This is a genomic window from Rhizobium sp. O111, from assembly GCF_055616315.1.
Map to the genome: position 1 here is coordinate 2,372,667 of NZ_JBSHXL010000001.1, position 15,594 is coordinate 2,388,260.

At 62.7% G+C, this 15,594-nt stretch carries 18 protein-coding genes; 5 read left to right on the top strand and 13 right to left on the bottom strand.

Going from position 1 to position 15,594, the window contains the following annotated elements:
* Positions 1 to 9 precede the first annotated feature (9 nt).
* Positions 10 to 693 carry a tetratricopeptide repeat protein gene (locus tag ACVTFQ_RS12055; protein ID WP_018897296.1) on the bottom strand — a complete coding sequence of 228 codons (684 nt, stop codon included), beginning with the start codon at positions 691 to 693 and terminating at the stop codon, positions 10 to 12.
* Between the two features lie 104 nt (positions 694 to 797).
* Positions 798 to 1,382, bottom strand: coding sequence for an NnrU family protein (locus tag ACVTFQ_RS12060; protein ID WP_018897295.1), 585 nt, complete (start codon positions 1,380 to 1,382; stop codon positions 798 to 800).
* Between the two features lie 134 nt (positions 1,383 to 1,516).
* Here ACVTFQ_RS12060 and ACVTFQ_RS12065 point away from each other — a divergent pair, with 134 nt between their 5' ends.
* Entirely contained in the window at positions 1,517 to 2,563 is a 1,047-nt protein-coding gene (locus ACVTFQ_RS12065; protein WP_111562930.1) for a polysaccharide deacetylase family protein, read from the top strand.
* A gap of 939 nt (positions 2,564 to 3,502) precedes the next feature.
* On the opposite strand, the gene bacA is transcribed toward ACVTFQ_RS12065, so the two are convergent.
* Both bacA and ACVTFQ_RS12075 read right to left on the bottom strand, forming a co-directional pair.
* Positions 3,503 to 4,768 (bottom strand): bacteroid development protein BacA, encoded by a 1,266-nt coding sequence (gene bacA, locus ACVTFQ_RS12070; protein WP_111562931.1) that lies wholly within the window; start codon positions 4,766 to 4,768, stop codon positions 3,503 to 3,505.
* 123 nt (positions 4,769 to 4,891) lie between these two features.
* Positions 4,892 to 6,076: a YbfB/YjiJ family MFS transporter gene (locus ACVTFQ_RS12075; protein WP_111562932.1), complete on the bottom strand. Its 1,185-nt coding sequence runs from the start codon at positions 6,074 to 6,076 to the stop codon at positions 4,892 to 4,894.
* Between the two features lie 151 nt (positions 6,077 to 6,227).
* Here ACVTFQ_RS12075 and ACVTFQ_RS12080 point away from each other — a divergent pair, with 151 nt between their 5' ends.
* Positions 6,228 to 6,809 carry a PadR family transcriptional regulator gene (locus tag ACVTFQ_RS12080; protein ID WP_111562933.1) on the top strand — a complete coding sequence of 194 codons (582 nt, stop codon included), beginning with the start codon at positions 6,228 to 6,230 and terminating at the stop codon, positions 6,807 to 6,809.
* Positions 6,810 to 6,912: 103 nt separating this feature from the next.
* Here the strand turns inward: ACVTFQ_RS12080 and map are convergent, their stop codons facing one another.
* The 8 genes from map to ACVTFQ_RS12120 form a co-directional block, all read right to left on the bottom strand.
* Entirely contained in the window at positions 6,913 to 7,671 is a 759-nt protein-coding gene (gene map / locus ACVTFQ_RS12085; protein ID WP_047506259.1) for a type I methionyl aminopeptidase, read from the bottom strand.
* A gap of 113 nt (positions 7,672 to 7,784) precedes the next feature.
* Entirely contained in the window at positions 7,785 to 8,846 is a 1,062-nt protein-coding gene (locus ACVTFQ_RS12090) for an LLM class flavin-dependent oxidoreductase (protein ID WP_112437147.1), read from the bottom strand.
* Between the two features lie 103 nt (positions 8,847 to 8,949).
* Positions 8,950 to 9,372: a PIN domain-containing protein gene (locus ACVTFQ_RS12095; RefSeq protein WP_470423898.1), complete on the bottom strand. Its 423-nt coding sequence runs from the start codon at positions 9,370 to 9,372 to the stop codon at positions 8,950 to 8,952.
* Positions 9,372 to 9,623, bottom strand: coding sequence for a type II toxin-antitoxin system Phd/YefM family antitoxin (locus ACVTFQ_RS12100; RefSeq protein ID WP_111562936.1), 252 nt, complete (start codon positions 9,621 to 9,623; stop codon positions 9,372 to 9,374). Before ACVTFQ_RS12100 ends, ACVTFQ_RS12095 begins: the two co-directional genes overlap by 1 nt.
* 72 nt (positions 9,624 to 9,695) lie before the next feature.
* On the bottom strand, positions 9,696 to 10,112 hold the full coding sequence (locus ACVTFQ_RS12105; protein ID WP_111562937.1) for a DoxX family protein: 417 nt from the start codon (positions 10,110 to 10,112) through the stop codon (positions 9,696 to 9,698).
* A gap of 30 nt (positions 10,113 to 10,142) precedes the next feature.
* Positions 10,143 to 10,604 (bottom strand): SRPBCC family protein, encoded by a 462-nt coding sequence (locus ACVTFQ_RS12110; protein WP_111562938.1) that lies wholly within the window; start codon positions 10,602 to 10,604, stop codon positions 10,143 to 10,145.
* Between the two features lie 98 nt (positions 10,605 to 10,702).
* Positions 10,703 to 11,962: an RNA polymerase sigma factor gene (locus ACVTFQ_RS12115; RefSeq protein WP_111562939.1), complete on the bottom strand. Its 1,260-nt coding sequence runs from the start codon at positions 11,960 to 11,962 to the stop codon at positions 10,703 to 10,705.
* Positions 11,959 to 12,333: a YciI family protein gene (locus ACVTFQ_RS12120; protein ID WP_018897284.1), complete on the bottom strand. Its 375-nt coding sequence runs from the start codon at positions 12,331 to 12,333 to the stop codon at positions 11,959 to 11,961. The genes ACVTFQ_RS12115 and ACVTFQ_RS12120 overlap by 4 nt, the downstream gene beginning before the upstream one ends.
* 192 nt (positions 12,334 to 12,525) lie before the next feature.
* On the opposite strand from ACVTFQ_RS12120, the gene ACVTFQ_RS12125 reads away from it, so the two are divergent.
* From ACVTFQ_RS12125 to ACVTFQ_RS12135, 3 genes are all read left to right on the top strand, one after another.
* Positions 12,526 to 12,771 (top strand): DUF3302 domain-containing protein, encoded by a 246-nt coding sequence (locus ACVTFQ_RS12125; protein WP_111562940.1) that lies wholly within the window; start codon positions 12,526 to 12,528, stop codon positions 12,769 to 12,771.
* A complete protein-coding gene (locus ACVTFQ_RS12130; RefSeq protein ID WP_112437148.1) occupies positions 12,768 to 13,709 on the top strand; it encodes an HlyD family secretion protein in 942 nt (313 codons plus the stop codon). The genes ACVTFQ_RS12125 and ACVTFQ_RS12130 overlap by 4 nt, the downstream gene beginning before the upstream one ends.
* Positions 13,710 to 13,820: 111 nt before the next feature.
* On the top strand, positions 13,821 to 14,852 hold the full coding sequence (locus ACVTFQ_RS12135) for an acyltransferase family protein (RefSeq protein WP_162718225.1): 1,032 nt from the start codon (positions 13,821 to 13,823) through the stop codon (positions 14,850 to 14,852).
* A gap of 298 nt (positions 14,853 to 15,150) precedes the next feature.
* Here the strand turns inward: ACVTFQ_RS12135 and ACVTFQ_RS12140 are convergent, their stop codons facing one another.
* Positions 15,151 to 15,558 carry an OsmC family protein gene (locus tag ACVTFQ_RS12140; RefSeq protein WP_111562943.1) on the bottom strand — a complete coding sequence of 136 codons (408 nt, stop codon included), beginning with the start codon at positions 15,556 to 15,558 and terminating at the stop codon, positions 15,151 to 15,153.
* Positions 15,559 to 15,594: the final 36 nt, after the last annotated feature.

A 15,594-nucleotide genomic window follows, 5' to 3' on the forward strand; every position in this document is an offset into this window, starting at 1 on the left:
ACCCTAAACTCAGCCCTGTGCGGCGGGCGCCTTGCCGGATGCGGTGATGTTATCAAGCATCATCTGGGCGCGATTGGCAACATTGCGCGGTGACTGCGCATCGTCGGCGATCGCCTGGTACCACTGGCGGGCCTGAGCCATGTTGCCGGCCTTATAGGCGGCAAGGCCGAGCGCTTCGCGAGCGGAGTGGCGGAATGCGTTGGTCGGAACGGCCATTTCCTCGACCTGGGCCGAGACCTGCTCATAGGTGCCGTTTTCGATCAGGAGCCATGCGGCGCGCATCTTGGCGGCATCGCGGATCGGTGCCGGCGCCTTGGCGTCCTTGCCGATCACGTCGAAGGCGGCGATGGCGCCCGTGGCGTCACCCTTCTGGGCAAGCACGGAGGCAGCACGCAGACGGGCCAGGATCGGATAGTCGCCATGGCCTTCCTTCTCGAGCTTCTCAAGCGCGGTCAGCGCCTCGTCGCTCTTGTTCTCGTCGGCAAGCTTCATGGCCGCGATGAACTGGTCGCCGGTGCCCGAAGACTGGTTGTTATCCCAATACTGGAACACCTTGTAGCCGACAGTGCCGAGAACGATGAGGACGGCCAGAACGATCAGGTAGCGGCCAAAACGCTGCCACGCACCCTTCATCTGGTCCGAACGCAGTTCCTCATTGACCTCACGAATGAAGCTATCGTCGTTGAATGCCATTCTCGTCTCCGGCAGCGGATATGCAAAATCATGCGGGTTGCACGCACATTGTCGGGCCTTCTACCCCATTTTGCATCCGTTGTAAGGGGGATGTGAAAGAATCGTCACATCACAAGCGGAGAAACGCCGATCACCAGTTCGTGCAGCTTGAACAGGATGACCGCCCAAAGCACCGCGCCGATGACCACGGCATAGAGATCATACTTGGCCGAGACGAACACGGGCAGCTTGATTTCCCCATTGCGCAGCCGCTGCTTCATCGAGATCCGGAGAAGCACCGCCCAGGCGAGGAAAGCCACGAACAGCACGATCGCCTCCGGCTCGCCATTGGCGAGAAGATGCGACAGCGCCCAGATCTTGATCGCCACCAGAAGCGGAAACTTCAGCTTGGCGCGGATATGCCCGGCGGGCAGGAAGCCCGCCACCAGACAGATCATCGCGATCAGCATCAGGGTCAGCGTGATATGCGCCATCCAGATCGGCGGATTGTAGAGCGTGCCATACATGCCGCGCGCCTGATCGAAGGCGTAGGCGAGGAACAGCAACGTCACGATGCTGAGGATGCCGTGGACGGCGCCCCAGACCGGCTTGCCGAGCTTGTCGATCATCGACCGGCGGAAATCCGGAACGATGACGCGGATCAGGTGAAGGCCGATAAAGAGGATGAGGCTCAAGATGAGAAGCTGCATCGCTAAATTCCTGTTTTGACTATGAGACAGGCTTATCGTCGCGAAGAGGAAAATGCCAGCGGCACCGCAGCTTCGCCTCAATTCTGTAACAGAAAAGCCCGAAACAAATTGTCGCGGTGCCCATGTCTACTTTGATGTCTGGTTTTATCTCTCGTTCCTGTCTTTCCCTGTCGCTTGCCCTCTCGCTGCTCGCGCCGGCAATTGCCCCGGCGCTCGCCCAGACCGCCGACGGCGCCTCAAACGCCAACCCGGCGACCAAGCCGAAGCAGCTGGTGATGATCTCCTTCGACGGCGCCCACGACAACGCGCTGTGGCAGAAGAGCCGCGAGATGGCGGCCAGGAACGGCGCGCATTTCACCTATTTCCTCTCCTGCACCTTCCTGATGAACAAGGAGATGAAGAAGGCCTATCAGGCGCCGCACCAGAAGCCCGGGCGCTCCAACATCGGCTTCGCCCAGAGCGACGACGAGATCCGCGAGCGCCTCGGCAACATCTGGCACGCCCATCTCGAGGGCCACGACATCTCCAGCCACGCCTGCGGCCATTTCGACGGTCGCCAGTGGAGCGAGGCCGACTGGTCGGACGAATACGCCACCTTCCATCGGACATTGAAGAACGCCTGGAAGGGCGTCGGCCTCGAAGAGCCGAAGGGCTGGCAGGATCTCGTCGACCACGGCATCCACGGCTTTCGCGCCCCTTATCTGTCGGCGACCGCTGGCTCGGACATGATCGCCGCCGAAAAGAAGGCCGGCTTCACCTATGACGCCAGCCTCGTCACCAAGGGTCCGGCCATGCCGGTCGAGGAAGGCGGCATCATCCGCTTCGGCCTGCCCTTGATCCCCGAGGGCCCACGCGACCGCCCGATCGTCGGCATGGACTACAACCTCTTCGTCCGCCACTCCAAGGGCGAGGAAGACAAGGCCGACAGCAAGGAATTCGAAGACCGCGCCTACGCAGCCTTTTCCCGCGCCTTCGACAAGCAGTATACGGGCGACCGCATCCCGCTGCAGCTCGGCTTCCACTTCGTCGAGATGAACGGCGGCGCCTACTGGCGGGCGCTCGACCGGCTGGTGAGCGACGTCTGCCATCGCCAAGATGTGGCCTGCGTGAGCTATTCTGAGGCGATCCCTGTGATCAAGGCGCGCGGCAAGCTGCAGGGGACGCCGGCTTCGGGGTTGTGATTGGCGGGGTGGTGGAGAACCGTAGGCGTTCTGCCGTGTCCGCCCTCAGCCACCTGCCATTGAACGTTTTGCCGTGTGATACCCCCCTCTGCCCTGCCGGGCATCTCCCCACAGGTGGGGAGATTGGCTGGGCGCACCCACTCGCTCCGACCTCAATGTTTGCATGGAGAGCACGCCACGAGTCGATCTCCCCCCTTGTGGGGGAGATGTCCGGCAGGACAGAGGGGGGTATGGCTCGGCACTGACATTAGCGACATCGCCGTAGAACCCTCCCCATACCACCACCCCACCGCACGGGCACGACCACCCACCCCAGAAAACAAATCCCTCAACCCACTCAACACCCTAACCCCAACCCCACACATTTCTCATCCCCACCCCACACCACCCCGCCATACTCCCCTCGTCACCGCACTGGGAGCCGGGTCGCGAACCGGATGCTCAGCCGCTCGAAATCCGGCGTGTGGTGATGGTTGCCAAGGGGATCGGACGCCGTCAGGGCCGATGATCCACCGGCAAGACCGATCCGAGAGACGCTCCTGTCAGGTCGGGCAAACCGAAAACCGAGGTGATCGGGCAGGCGGACAGCCTGACAACCAATACCACCTATAACAAACTGCCTGCCCTTCCCGCTTTATGACGTCGACCGTCGCGAGGCTTTGCTTCGCGCGCGGTTTTGGTGTGCGTGGTGGGTGGGATAAGTTTGGCGCTTTGCCGGGTCATGCCCTCTCTGGCCTGCCGGCCATCTCCCCCACAAGGGGGGAGAAGACTCGTGGATATCGCTCGCCCAGACAGCAAACGTGGAGCGAGCCGCCACCCCCAGCGTTCTCCCCCCTTGTGGGGGAGATGCCGGCAGGCAGAGAGGGTCTTTTACCCCACAAACAAAAAACGCCGCGCATCCAAGACACGCGGCGTCTCCCAAACCCAACCTCACCCCAACTAGCCGTCGGCGTGAATGACCCCCTGCTCACGCTCCAGATAGCGCTGGTCGATATCCGGCAGCGGCTCGCCGTCGATGGCGGATTCGAAGGTGCGCAGGCGCTTGTAGATCGAGAGCAGCTCGACGATCGTCGTCCAGGAATTGACGAGATACTGGAACGAGCCGCGCACCTGGTCGAAGACGTTGTTGATCTGCGTTAGCAGGCCAAGCGTCAGCTTGCCGGCGACAATCGACGGGACCAGCACGATCAGGCTGAACAGGTTGTCGGCCTGCAGATAGAAGATGCGGGCGACGTTGAAGTACATGTAGTGGAAATAGAGCCGGAAATAGTTGCGGCGCACATTGGCGAAGAGCTCGGCCACCGTCGGCGGCGTCGCGCGGTCGGCGTGGTCCTCGCCGTAGACGAGTTCCTTGCGGTAGGACGCTTCGACGCGCTGGTTGCGGAATTCGAGGCCGGGCAGCTTGATGCCGACGAGGCCGAGGAACACCGTGCCGAACACCGACCAGAAGATCGCCGCCCAGACGAGCGCATGCGGGACGTCGCCGATCAGCGGCAGTTCGGTGATGCTGGCGCCGATCTTGAAGAGAACCGGCAGGAAGGCGATCAGCGTCATGACGGAGCTGACCAGGCTGACGCCGAGGCTTTCGACCGTCGACGAGAACCGCATCGTATCTTCCTGCACACGCTGCGAGGCGCCTTCGATGTGGCGCAGCTTCGGCCAGTGGGCCATGTAGTATTCGTTCATCGCCGTGCGCCAGCGGAAGATCCAGTGGCTGACGAAGAACAGGTTGAGCACGCCGACCGTGATCGCCACGAAGGCGATGCCGGCAAAGCCGAGCATGCCGAGATAGAGCTGCGAGGCGGTGACGGGCGCCGTCTTTGCCAGCGCCTGCTGGATAAGGTCGTAGAACGGACCGTACCAGGCATTGATGGCGACGCTCACCTGCACCGAGAAATAGGTGTTGAAGATGATCAGCGCCGAGCCGAGCACCGACCACATCTGCCAGCGATGCGGGCTGTAGGTGAACCAGAAGCCGGCGAAGATGGCGATGAAGACGACGTAGTAGATGTAGAACCACAGGAACGGCGTCGACCAGAACACGGACACGCCGATCGGCGCTTCCTGACCTGGTGCCAGCGGCGGCAGGCCGATCGCGGCGCCGAGGCTCGAGCCTCCGAAATACCAAAGGAGAACGCCGATGAGCGCCCAGACGACGGCCGATGTGAAGAAGAGTTTCGGCTTCGGGAAGTAGGATAGAAACACGGGTGGGATTGCTTTCCTGAACGAGTGTCTTCGCAAGCTCTATAAGAGCGATTGCGCCGGAAATTAAGGCAGTTCGCGGAAAGCGGCAATGGCCTGACGCCATTGTTACGCAATTGTAACCGCTTAGGAGAGCTTCTTGATCACAGGCATGACCATGATGGCGCAGACGACGAGCGCGGCTGCCGCCACATAGGTGGGCGCGACGAAGCTTCCCGTGCGCTCGGCAAGCGCGCCGGCGACGATCGGACCGACGATCTGGCCGAAGCCGAAGGCCGCCGTCATCATTGCGAATGCCCGGCGCGGGCTTGATGGCACCAGCTTGCGACCGATCTGCAGCCCGTAGGCGGTGATGGCAAGAAAGGTCGCGCCGAACAGCGCGCCGCCGATCAGCGGCGCCACCGATGGCGGCAGCATCACGGTCGCGAGCACGCCGAGCGCCTCGACCAGAAGGGCCGCGACATAGATCCAGCCGAGCCCGAGCGGCCGCACAAGCGGCTTCCACGCAAACAGCGCGACGGCAGACGTCAATCCGGCGATGAACCAGCAGAGGAATTCGACCACGGCACCTGATGCCGCCATGCGGGCGATGGTGACCAAGAAGGTGGCGGTGATGACATAGCCGAAGCCGAACAGCCCGTAGGAGAGTGTCACGAGCAGCATCGGCCGGCTCCATGTGATCGGCGGCTCCTTGCCGGTCTGCCCGCTGACAACGGGACCCGAAGGCAAAAGCAGCCAGACGAGCACCAGGCTGATCGCCGAATAGATCGCCCCGCCGATCCAGTCGATCCGCCAGGCATCCGGGCCGCCATGCGCGATGAGCCCGATGACGAAGACCATCACCGACGACAGCGCGATCCCCGCCCCCGGCCCGCCGAAATGCGCCGACTGCACATGGTCGTTGCCAGCGGCAGCGCCGTGGCTGAGCACGATCGACGAAGTGAAGATCATGGCGAAGGCGCTGGCGAGGCCGGCGAGAAAGCGGATGACGGCAAAGAGCATGACGGAATGGGTCGTGGCCATAGCGGCGAGCAGGATGGCATTGGCGAGAAGTGCCGACAGCGCCACCTTGCGCTCGCGCCCCGCCGCCCAGCCATAGGCGGCGAGAACCGCGCCCACGAGATAACCGACGAAATTGGCGGACGCGATGAAGCCGGCATCGGCAGCCGACAGCGGCACGCCGCTCATCATCCCAGGCAGGATCGGCGTATAGGAAAACCGCCCAAAGCCCATGGCCGCCGCCATGGCGATCATTCCGGCCAATGCCGTGCGAAACAGGGGGGCGTGGGGGAGTTCATTGCGAGCCAACATGGCTCGCTTATCGCGCCGCATACCGCGAGCCGCAATCAAGATTTTCTGATGAACCCATCAATTCCGGAAATTTTCGGCCCGCCCTTGAAACGTCATATCTTACGATATATGTTTTACGACATAATCAACGATACATCATAAGGAGTGATCGATGAGAGGTTTTAGAGGTGGAATGATGGGTGGCGGCGGCTTTCGCATGGGGCGGAAGTTCGCGGCAGGCGACCTGCAGCTGGTGATCCTGGCGCTTCTGGCCGAACAGCCGCGCCATGGCTACGAGCTGATCAAGCTCTTGGAAGAGCGCTCTGGCGGCTTCTATGTCCCGAGCCCCGGCGTCATCTATCCGGCGCTGACCTATCTGGAAGAAACCGGCCTCGCCGAGGTCGAGGCGGAGGGCACGAAGAAGCTCTACCGCATCACCGAAAGCGGCCGCAAACAGGTCGAGGAGAACAGTTCCATGATCGAAATGACGCTTGGAAAGCTGGAGCGCATCGGCGAGAAGATGGCGCATGTGCGCCGTATCTTCGATCCGGAAAGCCGCGGCCCGGAAAGCTATGGCAGGGAACGCGAGGAAGAAGCCTTCCCCGAGGACAAGAGCGAAGTCGCCGCCGCCCGCATGCTTTTGAAATCGGCGCTGAAGCTGCGCTATCCCTGGTCGAAGGACGAAGCCAAGCGCATCGCCGGCATCCTCGAAAGGGCCGCCGCCGAGATCCTGCAGCAGCCCAAGAACGACTAATCACGACGGCTTCACCAAGCCAAACGGAAACGCCCTGCTCTCTGAGCAGGGCGTCTCGCATTATGGGGCCGTTATATCGTAAGACAGATCGTCGAAGCCGTTTTTAAGCCTGCCCATCCGGCAGCGTCAGGATCATAGGCCCGTTGCGGGTCGCGACCACGGTGTGTTCGTATTGCACTGTCGGCGCCTGCGGATCCGCATAGAGCGTCCAGGCATCGTCGCCGCCTTCGGCCCATGTGGCGCCGAGCGACAGGAAGGGCTCGACGGTGAAGACCAGCCCATCCGTCATGATCCGCTTCTCGGACGGATCCGGCCATGTCGAAAGTTCGCCCGGCTCCTCGTGCAGCGAACGGCCGACGCCGTGGCTGGCGAGGTTCGCCACCAGCGTATAGCGGTTCTTGGCCGCGAACGCGCCGATCGCCTGGCCGATCTTGGCCAGCGGCTCGCCCGATTTCACCTGGTTGAGACCGACCCAAAGCGCCCGCTTGCCGTCGCGGCAGAGCTTGTCGAGCTTGGATTTCGACGGCGGCACGACGAAGGAGGCGCCGGTATCGGAGAAGAAACCGTCCTTTTCGGCCGAGACGTCGATATTGACGAGATCACCCGGGCGGATGACGCGCGAACCGGGAATACCATGCGCGATCTCCTCGTTGACGCTGATGCACGTTGCACCGGGAAACTGGTAGCAGAACTCCGGCGCCGAGCGCGCGCCGGCACTTTCGAGCACCTTGCGGCCGATATCGTCGAGCTCCTGCGTGGTGATCCCGGGCTCCATGGACGACGCCATGATCTGGATCGCATTGGCGCAGATGCGGCCGATCTCTTTGAGCTTCAGGAGTTCGTCTTCAGTCTCGATAATCATGAAATTCCGTTTCCGGCCCTAAGGTTACGGCCGGTCGGCCGGCTCTCGAATCTGGAACAGAACACGACGCCGGGGGAAATCCAATTCATCCTTTACGCCATGAAGCTCCTGCTTTAGGCGCTGGCTTTCGCCCCTTCGCCGCTCTCAGTCAATGCCTTTCTGACGATCGGCGCGACTTTCGTGCCGTAGAGCTCGATCCCGCGCATGATCTGGTCGTGCGGCATCAGCCCGATCGCCATCTGCAACAGGAAGCGATCGTTCTTGAAGAGCTTGTGATGGGCGATGATCTTTTCGGCCACCACCTCGGGATCGCCGACGAAGAGCGCACCCTTCGGCCCGCGCGAGGCGTCGAAATGCGGACGGCTCGTCGGCCCCCAGCCGCGCTCGCGGCCGATCCGGTTCATCACTTCCGCCTGCGGCCCGTAGAACTGATCGGCCGCCGCATCCGTCGTGTCGGCGACGAAGCCGTGCACGTTGATCGATGTCTTGAGCTTGGCCTGATCCTGCCCGGCACGCCGTGCGGCCTCGCGATAAAGATCGAACAGCGGCGCAAACCGATGCGGCTCGCCGCCGATGATGGCCAGCGCCACCGGCAGCCCGAGCGCACCGGCGCGCGCCACCGACTGCGGCGTGCCGCCAACCGCGATCCAAACCGGCAAAGGATCCTGGAGCGGCCGGGGATAAACGCCGCGCCCGTTGATAGCCGGCCGCATCTCGCCCGACCAAGTTACCGCCTCACTGTCACGAAGGGCGAGCAGAAGGTCGAGCTTTTCCTCGAACAGCTGGTCGTAATCCTCAAGATTATAGCCGAACAGCGGGAAGGATTCGATGAACGACCCCCGCCCCGCCATGATCTCGGCGCGGCCGTTGGAAAGAAGATCGAGCGTCGAGAATTGCTGAAACACCCGCACCGGATCGTCGGAGGACAGCACGGTGACGGCGCTCGTCAGCCGGATGTTCTTGGTCTTCACCGCGGCCGCTGCCAGCGCCACGGCCGGCGCGGACGCCGCATAATCCGGCCGGTGGTGCTCGCCCAGCCCGAAGACATTGAGCCCCACCTGATCGGCAAGCTCGATCTCCTCGATCAGATGCTTCAACCTCTCGGCCCCTTCCGCCCCCTTGCTCCTCGAAGGATTGGGGTTGACGTCTGCGAAGGTATAAAGGCCGAGTTCCATGGCGTGCATCCCGTTGAAATCTTTAGATTGCAGATAAGGATGGCCGAGGTGGGGCGCAATGACAAATTCTAGAACGGATCGTTCGATAAAGTTGATGGGGGAGCTAGGCCGGCCCATCCCATGGGTTGACGACCTCGAGCCCCATGTTCTGGAAATCCTTGACGTTGCGGGTAACGAGAACAAGTCCATGCGTCCGCGCTGTCGCGCCGATGAAGGCATCGCTTAGCGGCCGCGTAACGGGCACATTCAACGCGGCGCAATCAAGAGCGATCGCCTCATCAACAGGAATGACCCGCGACTGTAGCCGCTCGCGTATCTTGTCACGCCATTCCTTCAGAACCTCCGCCTGAATGGGATCGCGGCGCTTGAGAAGCAGAATGCCGTACTCGATCTCGAAAATGCTGATCGCCGAGAGATAGACGACATCGAGACTGATACCGCCAAACCAGGCAGCAAAGGCCGGATCGGCCTTGCCGTTTCGCAATTTTCGAAGCTCGGAGGCGACGTTGGTGTCGATCAGATACATCAGGAGAAATCGACCGGCTTGATGCCGGTGTCATCGAGCTTCGGGATCTCGAACTCGATCTCGTCAGCGCCCGGAACATAGAAGGCCTCGCTGATGGAGTCCTCCTGCTTGGTCAGCTTCCGGTACTCGTCCACCGTCAGCAACACATAGGCCGGCTTCCCCCGGTCCGTGATGATCACCGCACCCTTTGCCGTTGCACGGAAGGCGCTCGATCGGTTCTGATTGAATTCGCGGCTGCTGATGATGGTCATGGCGGCACCTCTTTGTAGCTACGTTACTACATAAGTTGCGCGCCGCCAAATCCGACTCTCATTTCAAGCACTTCAAAGCCTGAACGGAATCATCCTGCGAACCGCCTCGTGGCGCAGATAGAGCCCGCCCCAGGCCATCAGCCCGAGATAGACGCCGAAGAGCAGGTGCGAAAACACCGGGCTCCCGACCCTCAAATGCGTGGCGATCGCGCCGCCGAGCAGGCCGGTGAGCAGGATCGCCCCGAGCACCGAGGTTCGCGGGATGGCGTATAGCAGGGCGCAGGCAAGCGTGATGATGCCGAGGCTACGGGCGAGCATCGGGTCGGCGGAGTAGCCGAGCGCCGTCAGCGTCTCGGTCACGGGCGCGATCGGCACCAGCTTGATCGCGCCGTCGAAGACGAGGAAGGCGACGATGAGGCCGCTCAGCACGAGGCCTGTGACTGTCTGCCAGCGTGGCTGCGCCGGATTTGAATCAATGACTGCGGACATCGTCCCATCCCCTTGTTCGGTTTGTTCAAATCAAATCCGCGCCAGAAGCTCGGCGAGCTGGTCTGCGCATTTGCCCCAGCCCTCGTGGAAGCCCATTTCCTCGTGGGTCTTCTTGTCCTCGGCGGTCCAGTGCACGGCCGTTGCCGTGTATTTGGTGCGGCCATTGCCGAGATCCTCGAGCAGCACGGTCGCCGTCATGAACGGCTTTTCGGATGGCACCCAGGCGCTGGTATAGGCGTCGGTGAAGACCAGCTTCTCGTTCTCGATCACTTCGAGATAGACGCCGCGATTGGGAAACTCCTGCCCCTCGGGGCTGCGCATGACGATCAGATTGGCGCCGCCGGCGCGCACGTCGAGCTTGGCGTCCGATATCGTCCACGGACGCGGCACGAACCACTCCTTCATCAGCTCGGGATCGGTCCAGGCCTTGAAGATCTTTTCGCGCGGCGCATCGAATTCGCGGACGAGAATAAGCTCGTGCATGGCGGTCATGTGTCGTCTCCTGTTTCGTGAAACCTGTTCTTGATCAGTCTGTTACAAGAACGTGTGAGATGTCGCCGATCCGACAGGGCGCAAGGTGATTTTCGGAATTATTTCACCGCCGGCAGCACCGGCTCCATCTTCAGGCTGTCAATCTGCCGGCGGATATGCGCCGCCTCGGGTGCCGAATGCGCCAGCGCGATCGCGCGGTCAAACGCCTCGCGCGCCTCGCGCGGGCGGCCGATCTGCTTTAGAAGGCCGCCGCGCAGGCCGTGATAATAGAAATAGCCGTCGAGCTTTTCGCCAAGCGTCTCCACAAGCGTCAGCGCCTCGCCCGGCCCTCTGAGCTTCGAGACGGCGACCGCTCGGTTGAGCGTGATGACGGGAGACGGCTGCATGCGCTCCAGCGCACGATAGAGCAGCTCGATCTCCTCCCAGTCGGTATCCTCAGCCCTCTTGGCGCGTGAATGCAGCGCGGCGATCGCCGCCTGGAACTGGTAGCTCCCCGGCTGCCGATGGCGGATCGCCTTGTCGAGCAGCGCAAGGGCCTCGTTGATCAGCTCGCGGTTCCAGAGCGACCGGTCCTGATCTTCCAGCAGCACGATCTCGTTGTCGGCGCTGAAGCGCGCCGGGCGGCGTGAGATCTGCAAGAGCATCAGCGCGAGCAACCCCATCAGCTCCGGCTCGCCGGGGAAGATGCGCAGCAAAAGCCGCGCCAGCCGGATCGCCTCGTCGGAAAAGGCGCAGGCCTCCGCTTTGGGGTCGGCCTGGCTGTAGCCCTCGTTGAAGACGAGATAGATCATCGTCGAAACGATCGACAGCCGCTCGGCCCGCTCCGCCGCATCCGGCGTCTCGAAGGGAACGCCGGCCTTGGCGACACGCGCCTTGGCCCGCGTGATCCGCTGCTCCATGGCGCTCTCGCCGACCAGGAAGGCGCGGGCGATCTGCTGCACCGAAAGGCCGGATACGATCCGGAGCGCCAGCGCGATCTGCTGCGTCGCCGGCAGGTCGGGATGGCAGCAGATGAAGAGCAGGCGCAGGATGTCGTCGCGGTAGTTGGACGTGTCCAGCCGCTCGGCGATATCGCTTTCGGCATCCTCCGTGTCCGAGATCAGCTCCTCATCCGGCAACGCCTGGGTCTTCGAGCGCTTGCGCACGGCGTCGATGCCGCTGTTGCGGCCGACGAAGATCAGCCATGCCGTCGGATCGCGCGGCGGCCCCTTGTCCGGCCAGGTTCTGACAGCGCGCAGGCAGGCCTCCTGGAAGGCCTCTTCCGCGATATCGAGATCGCGGAAGTATCTGAGCAGCGCGCCGAGCGCCTTCGGCCGGGCGGAAGCGAGCGTCACGTCGATCCAGGCAATGTCTGTCATGTCGCACTTTCTCCCGGCCGGAACACGTAGAACGGCCTGATTTCATAGGATGTGGAGCCGGGATTGACTGATGAAAGCTCCTTGGAAAAGGCGACGGCCTCCTCCAGCGTGTCGAAATCGACCACGTAGAAACCGAGCAGCGCTTCCTTGGTCTCGGCAAACGGCCCATCGAGCACCAGCGGCTCTTCCTTGCCCTTGCGCACCGTGGTCGCCGCCGTGGTCGGCATCAACCGGCCGACCGGCCCGAGCTTGCCGCTTTCGGCCAAGGGCGCCTGAACCGCATAAAGCTTCGCCATCACGGCGTCCTCTTCCTCCTTGGTCCAGGAGAAAACCCGCTCTTCATCGGCATAGCAAAGGATCGCATACAGCATCTCATACTCCTCTTCCTCAATGACGAAGGAGTAACCCGCCCGCCGACAGGACGCAGCAAAAAATTGCGGCGGTCAGGGCTCGCGGTCTGGCGGGACCGGATACAGCACCGTTGCATTTACGGTAACGTACTTCCGCACCGCCGCCGCCGCATGGTCTGCTGCCGTCGATCTTGACCGGCAGGGAGACCCCGCATGAGCGCCGTCGATATTTTCGCGTGGATCGTGCTGATCGTGCTGGCGGCCAGCACGCTTGCGGTCATCCTCTTCCTGGCGATGCTGCCCGGCATGATCGCCCGCAGGCGCAATCATCCCTGGGCTCAGGCCGTCAGCGTCGGCGGCTGGGTGACGCTGCTGCTCGGCTTCGCGTTCTGGCCGCTGGTGGTGATCTGGGCCTATGTTGACGTCCCACGCGTGACAAGCGCGGAGAAGAACCGATGATCGTCGTTCTCCTCAACGTCTATCTGGTCATCCTCTTCCTGCTGGTGAAGTTGAAGATCGTACCCTTCAACCTCTTCTGGAAGGTCTCGCCGGCGCTTGTCTTCCTGCTTCTCTTGATCGGCCTGTTCATCCCGATGGGCTGGGGCGCGCCGCAGGGAGCGGCACTGGTCGTGCGCAATTCCGTGGCGATCGTCCCCAATGTCGCCGGCGAGGTCATCGATGTCCCTGTTATCGCCAACACGCCGCTGAGGGCTGGCGACGTGCTCTTCCGCATCGACCCCGTGCCCTACCAGGCCAAGCTCGACGCGCTTAAGGCGCAGCTCGAACTCGCCACTCTGAGGCTTTCTGAGACGACACGGCTGCAGACCACCGGCGCCGGCTGCGGCTTCGACGTCGAGCAGGCGCAGGCGCAAACCGACCAACTGAAGGCCGAGATCGCCGAGGCGCAGTGGAACCTCGACAAGACGGTGGTCCGGGCACCAGCCGACGGCTACGTCACCAATCTCGCGCTTCGCAAGGGTGCGCGCGTCAGCAGCCTGCCGCTGTCACCCGTCATGGCCTTCATCGATACGTCGGACACCATCATCGGCATCGAGATCGCGCAGATCAACGCGCGCTACATCACTCCCGGCCAGCCGGTCGAGATCACGTTCAAATACGCGCCGGGCAAGGTCTATCCGGGCAAGGTGGAAAGCGTGCTGCAGGCGGTGGCGAGCGGCCAGACGCAGACTTCTGGCCTGGCGGTGGCGCCGAAGGAAATCGCCGCCCTGCCGCTTGCCGTGCGCATCAGGCTCGACGACAAGGACGTCGCCGACGTGTTGCCGGCCGGCAGCACCGGCGATGCGGCGATCTACACTGATCACGTCACGCCGACGCACATCATCCGCAAGGTGCTGCTGCGCCAGATCGCCATCACCAACTACGTCAATCCGTTCTGAGCGCCCTCCCACAGAAGACAACTGCGGATAGCGACCATAAATTTCTGCTATCCCACGTTTTCGCCACAATGCCCCCTTCAATTTGCTGCAATGCAAAATGGAGGACGGCGCTTGGAGCAGCGGCAGGAGAAGACCCGTATCGAATGGCTCGATATCGCCAAGGGCATGTCGATCATCCTGGTGGTGATCTACCACACGCTGCTCTATCACGACTTCCACGCCATCGCGCCCGATCTCTACGCCCGTTTCAGCGCCATCATGACGCCGATCCGCATGCCGCTGTTCTTCACCGTCTCCGGCTTCCTGGCGGCATCGGCCATGCGCGCGCCGTGGAGCGATTTCCTGCGCCGCAAGATCTGGCTGCTGGTCTACCTCTTCGCCATCTGGAGCACCGCCCGCTGGCTGTTCTTCCGCTACGTGCAGCAGAACGCGCTCGTCCCCACGGAAGGCAGCGATCCCTATCAGCTGCTGGAAATGTGGTGGGCGCCGAACACCGGCATCTGGTTTATCTGGGCGCTCGCCATCTTCATGGTCGCCACCAAGCTGCTGCAATCGACGCCGCATGCGATCACCATCGCCATAGCCGCCATCGTCTCCATCCTCACCTTCGGCGACCATCTGGCGATCGATCTCTTCACCCATCGCAACGTGCTGCAGTATTTCGTCTTCTTCCTGTTCGGATGCTGGTACGGGCGCTCGGTCGTGCACCTCATCACCGCCCGCCCGTTTCTGACGGCGCTCGGCGGCTTCCTTCTGTTCTCGGCGCTATACGTGCTGCGCTGGCGGCTGCAGGCCGTCGACAAGGGCAGCTGGGCGCTGGCCTCTTCCATCGCCGGCCTTGCCTGGCTCTGCGGCACGGCGGTCCTCTTGTCTCGGTGGGAGAGCGTGCGCAATGCCTTCGCCTATTTCGGCCGCAACACACTGCCCGTCTACGTCACCCATGTGATGATCGTCTCGCTCCTGGTCGCCACCATCGCCGCCGCGATCGGCGAAAGCGCAACGCTCGGCTATCTCACGGCGCCGCTGGTGGTGGTCGTTGCAATCGGCCTGTCGCTGGCAATCCGCGCCGTGGCCGACCGCGGCGGCGCCGGCTGGCTCTATGCCCCGCCGGCAAGACGCCAGCGGCAGGTGGTTGCGACGTAAAGCCTAGAGCCTTTCCTGGTTAGCTTGAAGCATTCTGCCGGAGCAGGTTTTCGTCAGGGCAAAGGCGATTGGCGAAGGGCATACCCCAGGTACGGTCGAGCCGATCGCCTTTGATCCTGGCGGAGAGATGCCCGGCCCCTAGCCGGTTTGCGAAGCAAACCAGCGGGGGTTGGCTGAAACGGGCCGCCTGATCGTCCGGCCGGCTTGGCCGTATGCGTTGGCTACGACGCGCGCCGGCCGGTCGACCATCCGACTCCGTTTGAGCCAACAGAATGCTTCAATCTAACCAGGAAAGGCTCTAGCGCACCGCCTCGATCGAGACGGCAACGCCGCGCTGAAGTGAATTGCTGACCATGCAGCTAGCCCTTGCCTTCTCGATCACCGCGTCGGCGCTGGAGCCGTCGGCCATCTCGCAGGCGACCTGCATATGCGCGGCGGTCGTCACCAGCGGGCTGCCATCGAGCTCCACGGTGACAGACACCGCGATGCTGCCGAGCTCGCACCCCATCTCTTCGGCGACATAGCGCAGGTCGTTGCAGAAGCAGCCGCCGAGCGCCAGCGCCAGCAACTGCGCGCCGTTGAAGCCGAGCCCCTGCCCGCCCGCCTTGCCCTGCGGCCTGTCGACGACGATGGTATGGCCACCGGCCCATCCCATCGCCGCCTGGGTTCCCGCGACATTGCGCAGCTCGACCGTCATCGACACCATGCCTGCTCCTCCACATGTCAAGATTGGCAGGCATTG